Source organism: Bacillota bacterium, from assembly GCA_036504675.1.
Lineage (GTDB): Bacteria > Bacillota > Sulfobacillia > JAJYWN01 > JAJZPE01 > DASXUT01.
Genome location: DASXUT010000106.1, coordinates 1 through 16,325, shown reverse-complemented (window position 1 = coordinate 16,325; position 16,325 = coordinate 1). Strand labels below are relative to the sequence as shown.

General features: G+C 66.0%; 15 protein-coding genes, 1 tRNA gene and 1 pseudogene. 13 read left to right on the top strand and 4 right to left on the bottom strand.

The annotated features are described in order from the left end of the window. Positions 1-21 precede the first annotated feature (21 nt). Together VGL40_07950 and VGL40_07945 are read right to left on the bottom strand one after the other, a co-directional pair. A tRNA-Leu gene (locus tag VGL40_07950) sits at positions 22-105 on the bottom strand. A gap of 107 nt (positions 106-212) precedes the next feature. After that, complete coding sequence (locus tag VGL40_07945) at positions 213-998, bottom strand: DegV family protein (protein ID HEY3315187.1); 786 nt, start codon at positions 996-998, stop codon at positions 213-215. Positions 999-1,394: 396 nt separating this feature from the next. On the opposite strand from VGL40_07945, the gene VGL40_07940 reads away from it, so the two are divergent. From VGL40_07940 to VGL40_07920, 5 genes are all read left to right on the top strand, one after another. Beyond that, a complete protein-coding gene (locus VGL40_07940; GenBank protein ID HEY3315186.1) occupies positions 1,395-2,501 on the top strand; it encodes a L,D-transpeptidase in 1,107 nt (368 codons plus the stop codon). A 209-nt stretch (positions 2,502-2,710) separates the two neighbouring features. Continuing rightward, the gene (locus VGL40_07935; protein ID HEY3315185.1) at positions 2,711-3,346 is read left to right on the top strand and encodes a sigma-70 family RNA polymerase sigma factor; all 636 of its coding nucleotides are present in this window, start codon (positions 2,711-2,713) and stop codon (positions 3,344-3,346) included. Then, positions 3,336-4,916, top strand: coding sequence for a DUF4349 domain-containing protein (locus VGL40_07930; protein HEY3315184.1), 1,581 nt, complete (start codon positions 3,336-3,338; stop codon positions 4,914-4,916). The genes VGL40_07935 and VGL40_07930 overlap by 11 nt, the downstream gene beginning before the upstream one ends. 1 nt (position 4,917) lies before the next feature. Then, positions 4,918-5,760 (top strand): SIMPL domain-containing protein, encoded by an 843-nt coding sequence (locus VGL40_07925; GenBank protein HEY3315183.1) that lies wholly within the window; start codon positions 4,918-4,920, stop codon positions 5,758-5,760. A 164-nt stretch (positions 5,761-5,924) separates the two neighbouring features. Further along, positions 5,925-6,263 (top strand): hypothetical protein, encoded by a 339-nt coding sequence (locus VGL40_07920; GenBank protein ID HEY3315182.1) that lies wholly within the window; start codon positions 5,925-5,927, stop codon positions 6,261-6,263. A gap of 20 nt (positions 6,264-6,283) precedes the next feature. Here the strand turns inward: VGL40_07920 and VGL40_07915 are convergent. After that, positions 6,284-6,388: pseudogene (locus tag VGL40_07915) on the bottom strand (thioredoxin family protein). A gap of 121 nt (positions 6,389-6,509) precedes the next feature. Between VGL40_07915 and polA the strand changes: the two are divergent. The 3 genes from polA (at position 6,510) to VGL40_07900 (ending at position 10,552) form a co-directional block, all read left to right on the top strand. Further along, the gene (gene polA / locus VGL40_07910) at positions 6,510-9,329 is read left to right on the top strand and encodes a DNA polymerase I (protein HEY3315181.1); all 2,820 of its coding nucleotides are present in this window, start codon (positions 6,510-6,512) and stop codon (positions 9,327-9,329) included. 19 nt (positions 9,330-9,348) lie between these two features. Next, on the top strand, positions 9,349-10,287 hold the full coding sequence (gene mutM, locus VGL40_07905; GenBank protein ID HEY3315180.1) for a bifunctional DNA-formamidopyrimidine glycosylase/DNA-(apurinic or apyrimidinic site) lyase: 939 nt from the start codon (positions 9,349-9,351) through the stop codon (positions 10,285-10,287). Positions 10,288-10,354: 67 nt separating this feature from the next. Further along, positions 10,355-10,552, top strand: coding sequence for a hypothetical protein (locus VGL40_07900; protein ID HEY3315179.1), 198 nt, complete (start codon positions 10,355-10,357; stop codon positions 10,550-10,552). Positions 10,553-10,678: 126 nt separating this feature from the next. Here VGL40_07900 and VGL40_07895 read toward each other — a convergent pair whose 3' ends face one another. Beyond that, complete coding sequence (locus VGL40_07895; GenBank protein ID HEY3315178.1) at positions 10,679-11,977, bottom strand: MFS transporter; 1,299 nt, start codon at positions 11,975-11,977, stop codon at positions 10,679-10,681. Positions 11,978-12,191: 214 nt separating this feature from the next. On the opposite strand from VGL40_07895, the gene coaE reads away from it, so the two are divergent. From coaE to VGL40_07870, 5 genes are all read left to right on the top strand, one after another. Beyond that, positions 12,192-12,791 (top strand): dephospho-CoA kinase, encoded by a 600-nt coding sequence (gene coaE / locus VGL40_07890; protein ID HEY3315177.1) that lies wholly within the window; start codon positions 12,192-12,194, stop codon positions 12,789-12,791. A gap of 221 nt (positions 12,792-13,012) precedes the next feature. Continuing rightward, positions 13,013-13,534: a lytic transglycosylase domain-containing protein gene (locus tag VGL40_07885; protein HEY3315176.1), complete on the top strand. Its 522-nt coding sequence runs from the start codon at positions 13,013-13,015 to the stop codon at positions 13,532-13,534. Positions 13,535-13,570: 36 nt separating this feature from the next. Beyond that, positions 13,571-15,166, top strand: a complete 1,596-nt coding sequence (locus tag VGL40_07880) for a peptide ABC transporter substrate-binding protein (protein ID HEY3315175.1) — start codon at positions 13,571-13,573, stop codon at positions 15,164-15,166. Positions 15,167-15,413: 247 nt separating this feature from the next. Then, the gene (locus VGL40_07875) at positions 15,414-16,046 is read left to right on the top strand and encodes a hypothetical protein (GenBank protein HEY3315174.1); all 633 of its coding nucleotides are present in this window, start codon (positions 15,414-15,416) and stop codon (positions 16,044-16,046) included. Continuing rightward, on the top strand, positions 16,043-16,243 hold the full coding sequence (locus VGL40_07870) for a hypothetical protein (protein HEY3315173.1): 201 nt from the start codon (positions 16,043-16,045) through the stop codon (positions 16,241-16,243). The genes VGL40_07875 and VGL40_07870 overlap by 4 nt, the downstream gene beginning before the upstream one ends. Positions 16,244-16,325 lie beyond the last annotated feature (82 nt).

Genomic DNA, 16,325 nt, shown 5'->3' with positions numbered 1-16,325 from the left:
ACCTTGTACGGTGGGTGTCTGTGCCGAAGGTCGGACTTGAACCGACATGGGATCACTCCCACACGATTTTGAGTCGTGCGTGTCTGCCAATTCCACCACTTCGGCGTGATGAAAATCGCTATTCTGTTGGCATATGCCATTTTAACACATGGCGTCAGGTCGTTCAAGTCGAGCGGGTCGACCTGTTACAGGCCGGCCGGTCGCGCGAGGATCTAGTAGCCGCGGTTGACCGGCCCTTCGAAGAAGATCGAGACGCAGCCGGGGCCGACGTGCGAACCGACGGTCGGACCGATTTCGCCGACCACGACCTCGCCGGCGCGATATTGCGACTTGAAGCGTTCGACCAGAGCGGCGGCCGTCTCCGGGTCGTCGGCATGGTTGACGCCGACGCGGCGCCCGGCCGGGTTGGCGCCGAGCCGTTCCATCTCCTCGAACAGCCGGCCGACGGCCTTGCGCCGCCCCTGGACTTTGGCCAGGGTCTTGCGGGCGAACTCAAGGGTGTCGAGGATGAAGAGGTGACTCACAGTCGCCCGATGGTACCCGAGCTCGGCGGCGATTTCGGCCGCCGAGGAACCGGCCTCCGCCAGGTCGGCCGCCTTCAGGACGATCAATCCCAGGCCGACCGAAGCCCCCAGGCTGTCGACGACGCGCACCCGGCCGTTGAGTTCGGGGAGCCCGGCGGCGGCCACCGCGTTGTTCAATGAGCCGCTCAGGCCGGAGCTGAGCCCGATGTAGACGGCCTCCCCGTCTTCAGCCACGGCCCGCCCGAAGAAGTCACTGTACTCTGGGACCGTGATCTGCGACGTGTGCGGGATGGCCCCGTCACGCCGTACTCGCGCATAGAATTCCGGCGGCGAGATGTCCACGCCGTCCTTGTACTCTTCGGTGTCGAAGATCACGGTCAGCGGGATCAGCTTGATCTTCCGGGCCTCGAGAAGTCCGCGGGGGAGATCGCAACAGGAGTCACAGAGGATGGTGGTGGGCCGACGGTCGGCCATGCTCTCATCTCCGGACAGAGATTCGTTCCACTTGGCATTATAGCACAACTGATCGGGCGGAGGCAGCGCCGACTTCCTCGCCAAGTGTCCCGCCAGACCCCTATCTAGCAGGGCAAGCCTTGGTGACCCGGGCATACCCCACCCCCACCAGCATATACTGTCCCCGGCTGTGGCCGGAAGGGAGCTGGCGACGTGGGGTGGGCTGAGGGCAGCAGGCGCTTCCTCTGCGCACTGGTCTTTTTTGTTTTCATCGTCTGTCTGACGGCCCCTTTCTCTCCGCTCCAAGGCGCCATTGTCAAGGCCGCCCCGGGCCTCGCAGCCGGGGAGCCCACGGCCTCGCCCCCGCAAGTGGCTCCGTCCCGCGAAACCCCTCCACCGAAAGGCCAGTACATTCGGTTGAACCTCCCTTCGACCAGCCTTTTCTACTATGAAGACGGCAAGCTGGTCAAGCGGTACAAGGTGGGGATCGGCCGGAACTTCGAGGAGACCCCGGTGGGCCAGTTCAAGGTGGCCGTCAAGGTGCTTGACCCGACCTGGTACCCGACCGGCCGCAAGCCCGTGCCGCCCGGCCCGGCCAATCCGCTCGGCACCCGCTGGATCGGCCTCGGGCGGACCGGTTACGGGGTCCACGGGACCAACGTGCCGTGGACCATCGGCTCGCCGTGTTCGGGCGGGTGCGTCCGGCTGGTCAACTCCGAGGCCGAGGAACTCTTCGAGCGGGTCCGCCTGGGCACGCCGGTCGAGATAGTCTACGATCAAATCGAGTTCGTCCATGACCAGGCCACCGGCGAGGATACCCTGATCATCTGGTCCGACCTCTACCACTATGGTCCGGAGACCCTCCCATCGGTCCTCGAGAAGCTGGCCCGGTTCGGACGCGCCGGCGCGGTCTCCCCCGAGGAACTGGCCGAGGCCCTCGAAGCCTCGACCGAGACGACCGTCGAGATACCCCTGGGGCGGCCGGCCTCCCTGAACGGCCGAACGCTGCCCGGGGGCTATCGCCGCGACGATGGCGGCGACTGGGTCCTCCTGGGGCCGCTGGCCGAGGCCTTCGACCACGAGGTCGGCCTCGACAAGGCCGGAAAAATGACTTTGGACGGGGGCCGGGCCCCCGGGGCCCCGGACGCGGATGGCCGCTGGCGGGTCAAGGTCGCCGACCTATCCTCCGTCTTCGGCTTCCCCGTGGCTGGGGAAATGGGTGAAGACGGCCGTTTGGACCTCTCGACCCTGGCCCTCTACCTTGGCGACCGGCTCCTGACCCGTCAGGTAGTGCCCTTCGCCGGAGACTTCCTCATTCCCCTGCGGGTGGCCATGAGCGATCTGGGCCTTCGCGCCAATTGGGATTTCAATCTCGGCGCGGTGCTGGCCGTCGGAGAAGCGTTGCCGGGCGCCATCCATGACTACGAGCCGTACGTCGCCCTCGGGCCGGCCGCTGAGAAGGCCGGTTGGCTGGTGGCCGCCGACCTGGCCCGACTGCGTCTGACCCTTGTCCCTGCCCACTAGGCTCCGCAGCCCGGGAAATGAAGGCCGCCGGGACGGGCCCGCGCCCGCTCCGGCGGCTTTGCATCTTCCGCTTCGGCCGGGTATGCCAAGTTTTTGATGCTCCAAAACGGAGGACATGGTATCATCATGTTGAATTTAATCAAAGTTGCACGTCCTGAGCTCTCTGGCCCGCACCGCGGGCTGAAGCGACCGTGGAAAGGAGGCGGGGTGTGGACGAGTCCGAACTGATTCATCGATGCCAACGAGGCGACGTGGACGCCTTTGACAACCTGGTTCGTCTGTTTGAGAAGAAAGTCTACAACCTCGCCTATCGAATGAGCGGCAACCACGAGGACGCGAGCGACCTTTCGCAGGAAGCCTTCCTGAGGGTCTTCCAGTCGCTCAAGGACTTCCGCGGCCAGTCCAGTTTCTCCACCTGGCTTTACCGCGTCGTTTCCAACGTCTGCCTCGATGAACTCCGGCAACGCGGGCGCCGACCGACGGTCTCGCTGGACGAGCCGGTCGCCGGCGACAAGGGCGAGGTCATGCAGCGACAAGTGCCCGATCCGGCGCCGCCTCCCGATGAACTGGCCGAGCGGACCGAGATCCGCGAGGTCGTCCAGGCGGGAATCGAGCAGCTCACCGAGGAATACCGGATGGTCATCGTCCTCCGGGACCTCCAGGGGCTGTCCTACCAGGAGATCGCCGAAGCCCTGGACTGCTCCCTGGGGACGGTCAAATCCCGTCTGAACCGAGCCCGATTCGCCCTCAAAGAGAAACTTTCCGCCCTGGAACTTTTTTCTCCGAACGTCGTCTACACAGGCGGGCGAAGCGTAGCGAAAGGAGGGCACGGCGGTGCGCTGTGACGATGTAAGAGAGCTGCTGTCAGGCTATATCGACGGAACTCTCGACCTGGACGAGCGATCCTGGGTCGAGGAACACCTGCGTCGTTGCCACGAATGCGCCTCCGAAGTCGCCGCCCTCCGGACCACGCTGGCCCTTGTTCAGCAACTTGACGAAGTCGAGCCACCCCCCGACTTTCGGGCGAAGCTCCGCCGCCGGATCCTGGCTGAGCAGCGCCGGGAGCGTCGGGGTTTCTTTGCCCGCTTCGGGCGGGCCCTGGTGACCTATCGCGGGGCCGTCGCCGTCGCCGCCACCCTGGCCCTGGCGGTCGGGGTGGGCACGGCCATCCAGAGCCCCGCTGCCCTGGCCTGGCTCGGACTGTCCAAGCCGACCACGGTCGCGGTCGGGCAAAACTCGGACATGAACCAGCCGACCGCGCCCGGTCTCGCCGACCCCAAGGGCAAGCTGCCCGACGGGGAGAAGGGTCTCCTCTCAGGAACCTCCGGGGGTAATGCTCAGGGGGTCACCGATCAGGGCGCCGGGGGCGGCCAGACGAAGGACGGCATCACCGTGGCCGATAAGGCCGGAAACGGTGAGCGCCAGATGGGTCTCACGGGCGTCACCCCGAACGCCGGCTCCGGCGGGACCGCTACCACCGGCGGGACTGGCAACCAGGATGGCGGGCAGGTCGTAGCCACCGATGTCAGCCGCGGCACCGGGACCGGTATCAAGGCCGCCGCACCTACGTCCGGGGGGACTACCGGAACGGGGAATGAGGGAGCCGGCTCCGGTCCGGAGACCGGCGGGTTCGGCGGGACCGGGCTCGGCGGGTCGCTGGGCGGGCCGGCCATCGACCAGGACATCATGGCCGTCCTTCCGCAGAAGGTTGGCAAGCGGGCCTCCCTCCAGGTTGAAGTGCGCAATGTCGACGAGGCCGTGGCCAAGGTCAGCCAACTGGCCGAGCGGGACAACGGCCAGGGCGCCGGCTACGTCGAGAGCTCGAACACCTACACTGACCAGACCGGGCTGAAGCACGGCACCCTGACCATCAAGGTGCCGGCCGAGACCCTCCTCGACGTTCTGGCTCAGGTGGAGAAGCTTGGAACGCTCAAGGCCAAGAGCATCAACGGTCGGGACATCGTCCCTGACTACACCGACGCCGAGGCCCGGCTCAAGGTCCTGAAGCAGCAAGAGAGCCGCTACCTGGAGATCGTCGCCAAGACCAAGGGCGTCGATGAGATCATCCGCCTCGAGAACGAACTGGCCGCGGTCAGGGCCAAGATCGAGCTCCTTCAGGGCCGGATCAACGCCATCAAGGAGACCGCCGCCTACTCCGCCATCGCCATCGATCTCATCCAAGCCCCGGTCACCACCGGGGCGGCTCCCGCGACCAACAGCTCGGCCGGGTTGAGCGCCGGCAAGGAGGCGGGACAAGCCTTCATGCTGACTTCGCGCGGGCTCGGCGTGCTGGCTGTGCGAACCGCCCGATCCCTGGGCGGAGCGGCGCCCGTCCTGATCATCCTGGCCATCCTGTGGGTCGCCTACGTCATCTACACCCGCATGAGACCGGCGAGGGTCCGGGGGAGGGTCTAGGTTGGAAATCAAACCATTCCACGTGGTTGTGGCCACGCTGCTGGCAGTAGCGTTGGCCATCGGTATTTTTGCGGGGCGGCCGCCTCAGGCGGCTGGGGTCACCCAACCGACCCCCGACCGGACGAAGGCGGTCAACGTTTACGCACAGGGCTCCGTGGCGGTCACTCCGACTGGCGTGGACCTGGTCGTCGAGCTGTGGGGGACGGGCAAGAACGGCACCGAGGCCCAGGCCGCGCTTCAGAAAGCAGATAAGGCCATGCGCGAGGCCCTGACCAAGGCCGGGCTGACCGAAGGTCAATTCCAGATGGACATCCGTTTCACTTCGGTCGCCGCCGGTGGGGCGCCGTCCGTCTCCGGTCTCCCCGAGCCGTCGCAGTCCAGGCTCTTTGAGCGTATCGTGATCGGGGGACTCGATTCCAAGTTGGCCCTCAAGGCCATCGACGTGGCCGGGTCCCTCGGAGCCTGGGCGGTCCCGGTCCGGTATGTCCTCCGCGATGAGGACAAGGTCATCCAGTGGGCCACCGAAAAGGCCATGAGGACGGCCCGCGGACAGGCCGAAACGACTGCCCAGGCCGGTGGGTTCAAGATCCGCGGGGTGCGGTCGGTGGCCATCGAACCGCCCGGAGCCTTTTTCGGGCCGCAGCCGCTGGACGGGGCCTCCCTTTCCGAGCAGGGGACCTGGCAGGGCAGCGCCACCGGGGGGACCGTCTCCTCGAGCGTCGGCGGATCCGGAGCCCTATCCCCCGATGCCTATCCGATCGCCTGGCGGACGGCCCTCCCGCCGTTGAACCCCGACGGGACGATCATGGTGACCGTGCGGATCAGGGCCGACTTCGACTTCTGAGGTCCGCGGCAGGCCCTTTGGAGTCGATCCGGTGGGGTGCCCTTTGGCGGCGCCCCATTTTGGTGTCAAGAGGCAGGAAGGAAAACCGGGCCAGCGCGGTCAAATGAAGACCGCGGACCCACCGGTCCAGGGTGGCCGGGGGGACCGAAAGGAGGCGGCGCGCAATGCGGAGGTACCTGACCCTACTTGCGGCCATCATCGTCTTCGCCGTTATCCACGAAGGCGCCCACGCCATGGCGGCCACGGCTTTCCATGAGTATGGGGCGTTCCACGTCCGTCCCTTCGGGCTGGAGGTCGAATTTGTCACCCCGGTGGCCGACCGCCACGGCCTCGCCGCCGGTTTCGGGGCCCCCCGATACCTCTGGCAACTCCTGTTGTTTCTGGTCTTCGTGGTCAATCGCGAGTTGATCGCACAGGGCCTATTGCCGTTATACAACGTCGCCACCGAGCACCCGCTGTTCCGACCGTGGCTCAGGCTTGGGCCGGGGGCGGGGGTCCGGTGACGAGCCCACACCTGGCCTCGGACGACCAGGGCCGGCGGGCTCATCACCCCGTGGGCGGCGATGACCCGCACGTCGGTGATGTGCTCGATGTCGGCGGCCAGGCTCAGCTGGGCCGCCGCTTCCATGGTACGTCACGGTCCCAAAGGGCGGTAAATGGGGAAGCTAAAGCCAGGCAGGTTTTCGACCCGCGGCGGTGAATAGTGGAGGCGGCCCGGGCCCGGCGGCCGGGCCGAGGAGTGAGCCCGCTTGACCGAGACCAAACCCTTGACCGAGACCAAACCCCTGACCGAGACCAAACCCCTGACCGAGACCAGACCGGACAAGTCGCCCAAGGCCGTCTTCATCGACGGCAACAGCCTTGTCAACCGCGCCTTCTTCGCCCTCCCCTCGCTGACCACCGCCGAGGGGACACCGACCGGAGGCATCTACGGCTTTCTGACCATGCTCCTCCGCCTCCTGGACGAGGAGAACCCGGAGTACCTGGCGGTGGCTTTCGACAAGAGCGCCCCGACCTTCCGCCATCAGGCCTATGACCAGTACAAGGCCAACCGCACCGGTGCCCCCGAAGACCTCCGGGTCCAGATTCCCATCCTCAAGGACATCCTACGGGCCTTCAACATTGCCATCCTCGAGCTCGATGGTTACGAGGCCGATGACATCCTGGGGACCCTGGCCAAGCGCGCCGAGTCCGGCGGCCTGGAGACCCTCATCTTCACCGGCGACCGCGACGCCCTGCAGCTCGTCGGACCCAAGACCAAGGCCATCCTGACCCTCAGGGGGATCACCGAGACCAAGATCTTCGACGAAGCCGGGGTGGCCGAGCGCTACGGGGTCCGGCCCGACCAGTTCGTCGACGTCAAGGGGCTGATGGGCGACACCTCCGACAACATCCCGGGCATCCCGGGGGTCGGCGAGAAGACGGCGACCAAGCTGGTGGCCGAGTTCGGCAGCCTGGAGGAGGTCCTCAAGAACGCCGACAAGGTCTCCGGCCCGAAGTTGAAGGAGTCCTTGACGACCTACGCCGGGCAGGCCGAGCTGTCGAAGCGCCTGGCGACCATCGACCGGGACGTGCCGGTCGAAGCCGACCTGGCCGCGCTGGCCCGCCAGGTGCCGGACTACGGGGCGCTGGTCGAGTTCTGCCGTCGGCTGGAGTTCAGGACCCTGGTCACGCGGCTGGAGAAGATGGCCGGGATGAAGGCCGGGTCAGCCTCGGGCGACGTGACCGTCGCGCCGGTCGTCGCCGCTCAATCCCTCCTTCCCGCCGAGGTCAAACGAAGCACCTCGGCCGACCTGCCGGCGGCGGTCAAGCGGATGACCGCCGCACGCGGCTTCGACTTCTTCATGGCGACCGATGCCCGCCGCCCCACCGAGGCCCGTCCCAAGGGGATCGGTCTGGCCTTCGACGATGCCGCCTATCACGTCGCCAGGCTCGACACCGACGGGCTCTTCGCCGGTCAGGAGGTCATCCCTCCGGTCCTGGCCAAGACCTTCGAGAACGGGGCCGTGGCCAAGCGCGGCCACGACCTGAAGACCGCCCACATCCTCTTGCGCCGAGCCGGCTACCAACCCGCGGGGTTGGCTTTCGATACGGCCTTGGCGGCCTACCTCATCGATGCCACCCGCGGCAACTACAACCTCGAGAGTCTGGCCAAAGAGCACTTCGGGGTCGATCTACCGCCGCTGGATCCGCCCAAGGGGGCCGGGGCCTCGGCGTCCGGCGCGGCCTCCGCCGCCTGGAGCGAAGCCGACGAGACCAAGGCCTACTGCGTCCGGGCCGAGGTCGTCCGCCGCCTGGGCCCGATCCTCCGCGCCGGGCTTGAGCGGGACGGCCTGATCGACCTCTTCGAGACCGTCGAGATGCCCCTCCTCCGCGTCCTCGCCGAGATGGAGCTGACCGGCGTCGGCCTCGACATCCCCGGCCTCGACCAGATGTCGGTGGAGTTCGGGCTGTCCCTCGATCATCTGACCAGGGACATCTGCCACCTCGCCGGCGAGGAGTTCAACATCAACTCCACTCAGCAGCTCGGCCGCGTCCTCTTCGAGACGCTGCGGCTCCCCGCGGTCAAGAAGACCCCCAAGGGTCAACCGTCCACCGACGTCGAGGCCCTCGAGGCCTTGGCCGAGGAGCATCCCATCGTGGCCAAGGTCCTCGAGCACCGGACCCTGACCAAGCTCAAGGGGACCTACATCGACGGCCTGCGAACCCTGGTCAACCCGGACACCAAGCGGATCCACACCAGCTTCAACCAGATGGTCACGGCCACCGGCCGACTCTCCTCGAGCGACCCGAACCTGCAGAACATCCCGGTCCGGGAGGAGCTCGGCCGAAAGATCCGTAAGGTCTTCGTCCCGACCGAACCCGGCTGGTTCATCCTGGCCGCCGACTACTCCCAGATTGAATTGCGGGTGCTGGCCCACCTTTCCGGCGACGAGGTCCTCCGGGACGCCTTCTCGAAGGGCGAGGACATCCACCGCCGGACGGCCTCGGAGATCTTCGGCCTGCCGATGGGCGAGGTTTCGTCCGACCTCCGCGACCGGGCCAAGGCGGTCAACTTCGGGATCGTCTACGGGATCAGCGACTACGGGCTGTCCCGCAACACCGGCGTGGCCCGCCGCGACGCCAAGGCTTACATCGAGAACTACTTCGCCCGCTACGGCGGGGTCCGAGCCTACATGGATCACACCGTGGCCGAGGCCCACGACAAGGGTTACGTCACCACCGTCCTCGGCCGGCGGCGTTACCTTCCCGACATCAACTCGCGGAACCACAATCTACGGTCCTTCGCCGAACGGACGGCGATGAACACTCCCATCCAGGGGAGCGCGGCCGACATCATCAAGCTGGCGATGATCGAACTCTTCCGGCGGCTCGAGGAGTTGCGGGTCCGGTCGAAGCTGATCCTTCAGGTTCATGACGAACTCATCCTCGAGGTCCCCAAGGACGAGATGGACGAGATGGTCGACCTTGTCCGCGAGGCGATGGAGAGCGCCTACACCCTGGCCGTGCCCCTGAAGGTCGATCTCAAGGCCGGGCCCAACTGGTACGACGTCGAGGACATTGACTGAAGAGGAGCGACTGACGCCCTTGCCGGAGCTGCCCGAAGTAGAGACTATTCGTCGAACCGTCGCCGACCGTGCCGCCGGCCGGCTCATCACCCGGGTCGAGGTCAGGCGGGACAAGTTCGTCGAGCCCCTGACCCCGGCCGAGTTCGCCGCCCGGGTGACCGGCCGGCGGCTGGCCGAGGTCGATCGGCGCGGGAAGTACCTGATCTTGCGGCTGAGCGAGGCCGCGGGCGAGATCGTCATCCACCTCAAGATGGCCGGGCGCCTCTTGGTCTGCCGGGCCGGCGAGGTCCTCGAACCCAAGCTGGAGAAGCACACCCACGTCGTCTTCCACCTCGCGGGCGGCCTCGAACTCCGCCACATCGACCTCCGCCACTTCGGCCGGGTCTCGTGGGTCCCGGGGATCCGCGACCGCGCCGGTTACGCCGCCCACCCGAAGCTGAAGGGCCTGGCCGGTCTCGGCCCCGAACCGCTCAGCCCCGACTTCACCTACGATTACTTGCGGGTGGGCCTGGCCCGGCGGAAGACCAGGATCAAGCCGCTCCTCCTGGACCAGTCCTTCATCGCCGGCCTCGGCAACATCTACGCCGACGAGTGCCTCTTCCGGGCCGGTCTCCACCCGGAGCGGCCGGCCGCGGGACTCAAGCCGCGTGAGGTCCGCGCCCTCTACGAGGCCATTCAGGAAATCATCGCCGAGGCCGTCGCCCATCGCGGGACAACCATCGCCACCTACGTCGACGGCGAGGGGCGCCGCGGAGAGTTCGCCGCCATGCTGAAAGCCTACGGGCGGACCGGTGAAAAGTGCCTCCGCTGCGGCACCCCCATCGAACGGATCGTCTTGGGTGGGCGCAGCACGCACTTCTGCCCCAATTGCCAGAAGGCCCCAGGCCGCCAAAGGCGCACCGCTCCGCGAAAAAATGTCTCCAGAACGACTGTTCGAAAGAAGCAAATGATGGTATAATTAGGTTGTTAGTGGATGGTCATGAACAGAGACCTAACCCGGCAGGTCGAGGAGGGACGGACTGAACTTGCGCTCATTCGCCCTTGAGTTCGAAAAGGAAAGCGACGTCCGCGAGGAGTACCAACGGCTGACCCAGAAGATGGGCCTGACCGGCGAGTTCGGCATCAAGCCCACAGGAGGCAAGTGGCGGCTCGAAGTGATCACCGAGCGCGAGTTGGGTGAATCAGCCATGGCCAAACTCAAGGGCACGTTGGTGGACGGCTGAGTCAATCCAGGGCAAAAGCGAAAACGGCAGCCTGACCCGGCCGCCGACGGAGAGAAATCAAGCGCACAAGATGAGCTGTCAAAGGGATCGCCGCACCGCGAGGTGGCGGCGATCTTTTCGCGTCGACTACTCGGCCGCCGCAGATCCCCTCGCCGCCCCCCTCCCGAAGGCGAACGGCAGATAGACTGCGATCCCCAAGGCGATGAGGCCGGCCGCGCCGATGAACGGCAGCCTTGGGCTCAGCGAGAAGAGGAAGCCGGCGACCGCCCCGACCGGGGTCAGCAGCAGGGTCCGGATCACGAACGTAGCCGACAGGACGGTGGCCCGGTCGGCATCCTCGATGAGTCCGTTGAGGATGACGTTGTAGAACGGGTTGACCAGACCGTTGCCCGCGGCCGAGAGGGTCACCGAGAGGACGACCCAACCCAGCCCGCGGGTCGGCGTGGAAATCAGGGTGACCAGGCCGGTCAGGACGAGCATCGACCCGACCGAGAGGTTCCGTCTGGCCAGGCCCTCGTCCAGGCTCGGCAGGAGCCAGATGGTCGAGGCCAGCATCACGGCGGCGGTGACCGTCGGGAAGACCGAGATGACCGCCGGTGCCACCAGCAGGTGGTCGGCGTAGTAGAGGCCGACGTAGAGTGACGAGACCACGGCGCTGAGGTTGAAGGACAGCGAGGCGACGAAGAGGGCCCGATACTCCGGGTGGCCGACGATGAAACGGGTCGCCCGCCGGTACTCCGAGGCCACCTGCCGCCAGTTGATGGCCCGGGCATGGCTCATCCGGGCCAGGCCGATGCTGGACTCGCGAGTCAGGCGGTCGCGGATGAACATCATCGCCGCCATGTTCGGAATGGCGAAGAGGTAGAGGAGGCGGGTCCCCGAGACCACGCCCAGATGGGCGATGACCGGCGCGGCGAGGGGTACGAACAGGCCGGCGCCGAGCTGGATCACCTGAAGCCAGGAGAAGATGGGGAAACGCTCGGCCTCGGCGGTGTCCTCGACCAGAAGACAACTCCAGGCGATGAAGGCAATGCTGCCGACGCCGTTGAGGACGGCGGCGACCAGGAACCACCGGAAGTCGCCGGCGAAAGCCCAGACGGCGCAGGCTACCGGCCAGGAGAGGAAGTCCGCGACCAGCAGGGAGCGCTTCCGCCCGACCCGATCGACCAGGTGGGCCCCGAAAAAGGCGGAGATGACGCCAAGGGTCGAGGTCACCGAGCCGAGGAGTCCGATCTGGGCCGGGGACAGTCCAACGCGCTCCTGGTACAGAGAAGCGTAGGGGATGAAGAGGGCGTAGGGGATGGCCCACATCAGCTCGGGCCAAAGGATGGGACGGATGTGCGGAGGCACGTCCCGCCACCCCTCGAGGAAGCGGAGGAAGGCCGGACGCCGGCGACTTTGGCGCGATCGTTCGGTCGAGCCCACCCATCCACCCCCTCCGAATCCGTCTTTTCCAGCCCTTATTTATTCGGGCTCGGCCCCCCACTTCCTGTCCGGCGAAATTGACGGTCCGGGGCGATGGCGGTACAATAGAAAAAAGGCCCGCCATTCGAGGAAAAGCCCAAGGTAGAATAGATTATCGGGAATACCAGGGAGCCCTCGGGGACGAACCGGCCAAAAGCGGAAGGGGGTGTCCGGCGTGACCACGATCGGCTTGACCGGCGGCATCGCCAGCGGAAAGAGCACCGTTTCGGGGCTCCTGCGCGGGCTCGGGGCCAAGGTCATCGACGCCGACGACATCTCCAAGCGGGTCACCCGTCCCGGCGCGCCGGCCTGGCGCGAACTGGTCGAGGCCTTCGGCCAGGACATCCTCAACCCCGACCGGACGATCAACCGCCGAAGACTCGGCGGCAAGGTCTTCAACGAACCGGCCGCCCTCAAGAAGCTCAACGACATCACTCATCCCCGGATCGTCGCCGCCATCAAGAAGGAGATGGACCGGGGCGAGAAGTCCGGCCAGATCACCGTCATCGACGCCCCGCTGCTGATTGAGTCCGGGATGGCCGCCATGGTCGACCAGGTCTGGGTGGTCAGCGTGGACCACCAGACCCAGATCAACCGGCTGATGGCCCGCGACCATTTCAACGAGCAGGAGGCGGAAAGCCGGACCCGAGCCCAGCTGCCGCTGGACGTCAAGAAGAGATACGCCGACCGGATCATCGACAACACCGGAAACTTCGAGCAGACCAAGGCGACCATCCTCGACCTCTGGAACGAGGTCGTGGCCAGGAGCAAGTGACCAGGCCCCGCCGCCCGCACCCGGGGCGCCGGACCAAACCGACCGTCCGCTGAATTGGCCTCGACGCGTGGGCATAGACTTGCATTAGCAGCCCGTCTCTCGCCGCTCCACCACAACCTGACGACCCACCGCCGGCGGCCGCGCGCCCCGACGGCTTCGGAGGACCGATGTTTCCGACACAGTCGCGCCCTGGGCGCTTCCGGGGTTTCTTTATTGTCTTGGTGGCCATCTGCCTGCTGGCCTTGGGGGCCAGCAAGTGGGTTTGGCGCCTCGCCTATCCCTACCCGTACCGCGACCTGATCGACGCCTATTCGGCCACCCACGACCTCGATCCCTACCTGGTGGCCTCGCTGATCCGGGCGGAGAGCAAGTTCAACCCCCGGGCGGTGTCGAAGAGGGGCGCCGTCGGGCTGATGCAGATCATGCCGGACACCGCCAGCTGGGCCGCCGGCCGGCTCGGTCTGGATGACTTCGACCTTCAGAATCTGAATGACCCGGACATGAACATCCGCATCGGCACGTGGTACTTCTCGACCTTGCGCGACGAGTTTGGGGGCGACACCGTCCTGGCCCTGGCCGCTTACAATGGTGGCATCCGCAACGTTCAGAACTGGGTGGCCGAGAAGCGCCTGAAGCCGGGAGACGTCAAGATCGACGCCATCCCCTTCGGGGAGACCCGGATGTTCGTCCGCGGCGTCCTCGAGGCTCACCAACGCTACCAGCTCATCTACGGCGCGAGCTGAAGCAGGCTCGGCGCCGGTCGAGGTGAACCTGGGCTGATGAGAAAGCACCGGAGGCTCCTGGCCCTCGTCGCCGCCGTCTTCGTCTTGGGTGCGGCGGCGGCCTGCGTGGCCGTCGGCTATCTCGGCCGAAAGGCCAAGGAGCCGCCGACGCTGACCTTGGCTATCATAGGCGAGCCCGCCGGACTCAACCCTCTGATTCTCAGCGACCAGAGGGGGGCCGACGCGGCCCGCCTTTTCTATGAGCCGCTGATCAACGTCGACGGGGCCGGTCGTCCCGCGCCCGGTCTGGCCGTCTCCTGGTCGTCCGCCGACGGCGGCCGGACCTGGACGGTCAGGCTGCGCCCCGGAGTGATCTGGCGCGACGGGCGGCGCTTCACGGCCGACGACGTCGTCTTCACCTATGCCTCCCTGGCCGACACCAACTTCATCTTCAACCCCGGCGGCTTCTGGCGCGGGCTGGGGGTGGCCAAGCTCGACGACCTGACCGTCCGCTTCACCCCGGCCGCCCCGGACTCCTTCCTGCCCTGGCGCCTGACCCTCCCGGTCCTGCCCGAGGGTCAATTGTCGGGAGTTCCCTTCGATCAATGGCCGACTCACCCGACAGTTGCGAAGCCCGTCGGCACCGGCCCCTACGTCTTCGAGGAATGGCGGCCGGGGCAGAGCCTGACCGCCCGGGCCAACCCGAACTACTGGGGCGGTCCGCCGGCCTTCGGTCGGGTGACCCTGCGGTTCCACGAGGCGGCCGCGGACCGCGGCTTCAAGCGGGTCGGCGAGATCCGATCCTTCCGCGGCTCGTCCTACTTCTTCATCGCTTTCAACCAGAAGGCCGGAGTCGGCCTGTTCGATGACTCGCGGGTGCGACAGGCGCTGTCCGTCGGGCTGGACCGGCGGAAGGTCCTCGAGGCGGCCGGACTGGCCGGCGTCCGCGGTCGGCGCGACGCGGCCTACCCGCTGGCCTCGCCCTTCCCGCCCGGGGTCTGGCCGAACGTGGCTGACGAAGGCCCATCCGTCGCGCCCGACGTCGGCCGGGCCAAGGCTCTCCTGGCTGCGGCCGGCTGGAAGGACTCCGATGGCGATGGCCTCGTCGACCGGGCCGGTCACCAGCTGCGGTTCACCCTCCTCGCGCCGGAAGAGCCGGCGCCCGCTCGCCCGACCACGCGGATCAAGGCCGCTCAGGAAGTGGCCGCCCAGTGGCGGAAGATTGGCGTGGCCGCCGAGGTCAAGGCGGTGAGCCTGGCCGACCTCTTCGCCCGGATGGCCCCGCCCTTCGCCTTCGAAGCCATGCTCGGGCGGTTCGTCCTGGGCCCCGACCCGGACGTCGCCGACGTCTTCGCCTCGAGCCGCGTGCCCGGGGTGGAACCCGACGGTTACCTGACCGGCGGGGCCAACTTCTTCTCCTACCGCGATGCGAAGGTCGACGGTCTGCTGGCTCAGGCGGCCGTGACGACCGACGCGGGCGCTCTGCAAAAGCTGTACTTGCAGCTTCAGGAAACCTTCATCGGCGACCCGCCGCTGCTCGTTCTGTGGGGTGACCTCGGCTACCACGCCGTCCCCAAGGGCCTCAAAGGCCTTGACCCCGGACCGTTCAGCGTGCTTTGGAACATCGCCAGTTGGCAGCCGGCGAGGCGCTGACTGGAGGGACCGGTGCAGGCCGTTCCCTACGGAATACGGCAAGTCACCACCTCCAGCAAGTTGGTGCCCGGGGGGGCGCGCGGGTTCGGACGGAAGGTGACCACTACGACCTGGAGGATTTCCTGCCCAAGTTGTAGAAGGATTTTTCCGCCAGGGGCGGGTCATAGGCGATAAGGGCCAGTGCTTCCCATAGGGGGATCCCTCCGGCAAGCCGAGAATGGCCGATCAACCATTGGGGGAAGAACTTATGTTCGGGCCGGAGTTTACCTTTAAGCAAGCTAAAGTTGATTTCCCCGCTGCCGTCGGCGAGTTGTCCCAGAGAAAGTCAGACGAGATTCTGTCACAAATCGGCGATGAGTTCAGCGAGATAATTCCTGCACCCGTGGTAGGCATGCTGGCCAGAAGATCGAAGAGGCTCAACTCAATTGCCGTTTTCTCGCCAGCTCAGGTCTCTCTTTTGAAAGTCGGGGCTAGTGGCTTGTGCTTGCTTGAAGACATACCATGGATTCAGAAGGCCATGGAGAAGTGCCTTGTGGAAACCGTGAACGGAATGGTCTATAGCTGGGTCGCGACGGCAAAGGGAAAAGAGCCTGCCGCTACAGTCCTCTCCCCAATGCTCGGCGATAGAGGCCGTGTCCTCGCCTTCAAGGGCGTCGAGGCAATAGGATTTCACATGTTCGTGAGATCCGAGCCCTGGGTGGGGGATTTTCGGATCGAACCTCTGGCGGAGGACAAGAATCTGTTTTTCATAAGTCTTGAACTGAAGCGTATTGATCCATGCAGAGTTGCTCAAGCTGTTGAATGCCTCAAGTCTGCCGTTGATCTTTTCGATAAGGAATTGAGGGCACTTCTAGTCAGCTTGGGAGTTGAGACCCATTGACGGAGCGTAAACGAGTACTGACTAAGGAGCTTAAGGAGGCCCTTCACAAGAGGGGCTATTTCGACATGACCAGTGAGGAGCTGGTTAAGCGCCAAAGGGAGTTTCTAAAGAGATTCAAGGACAAGGGCGACCCCGAAGACGTCAAGGCTGCGCTCCGTATGGTAAGGAGGGGCGGGTGTCATGATCGCGATTCTTGACATCCAAAACAGATGGAGCTCTATGCCCCTTGATGTCGCGATGTACGTTGAGACCTCTGCCTTGGCAGAGGTTTTGATTGAT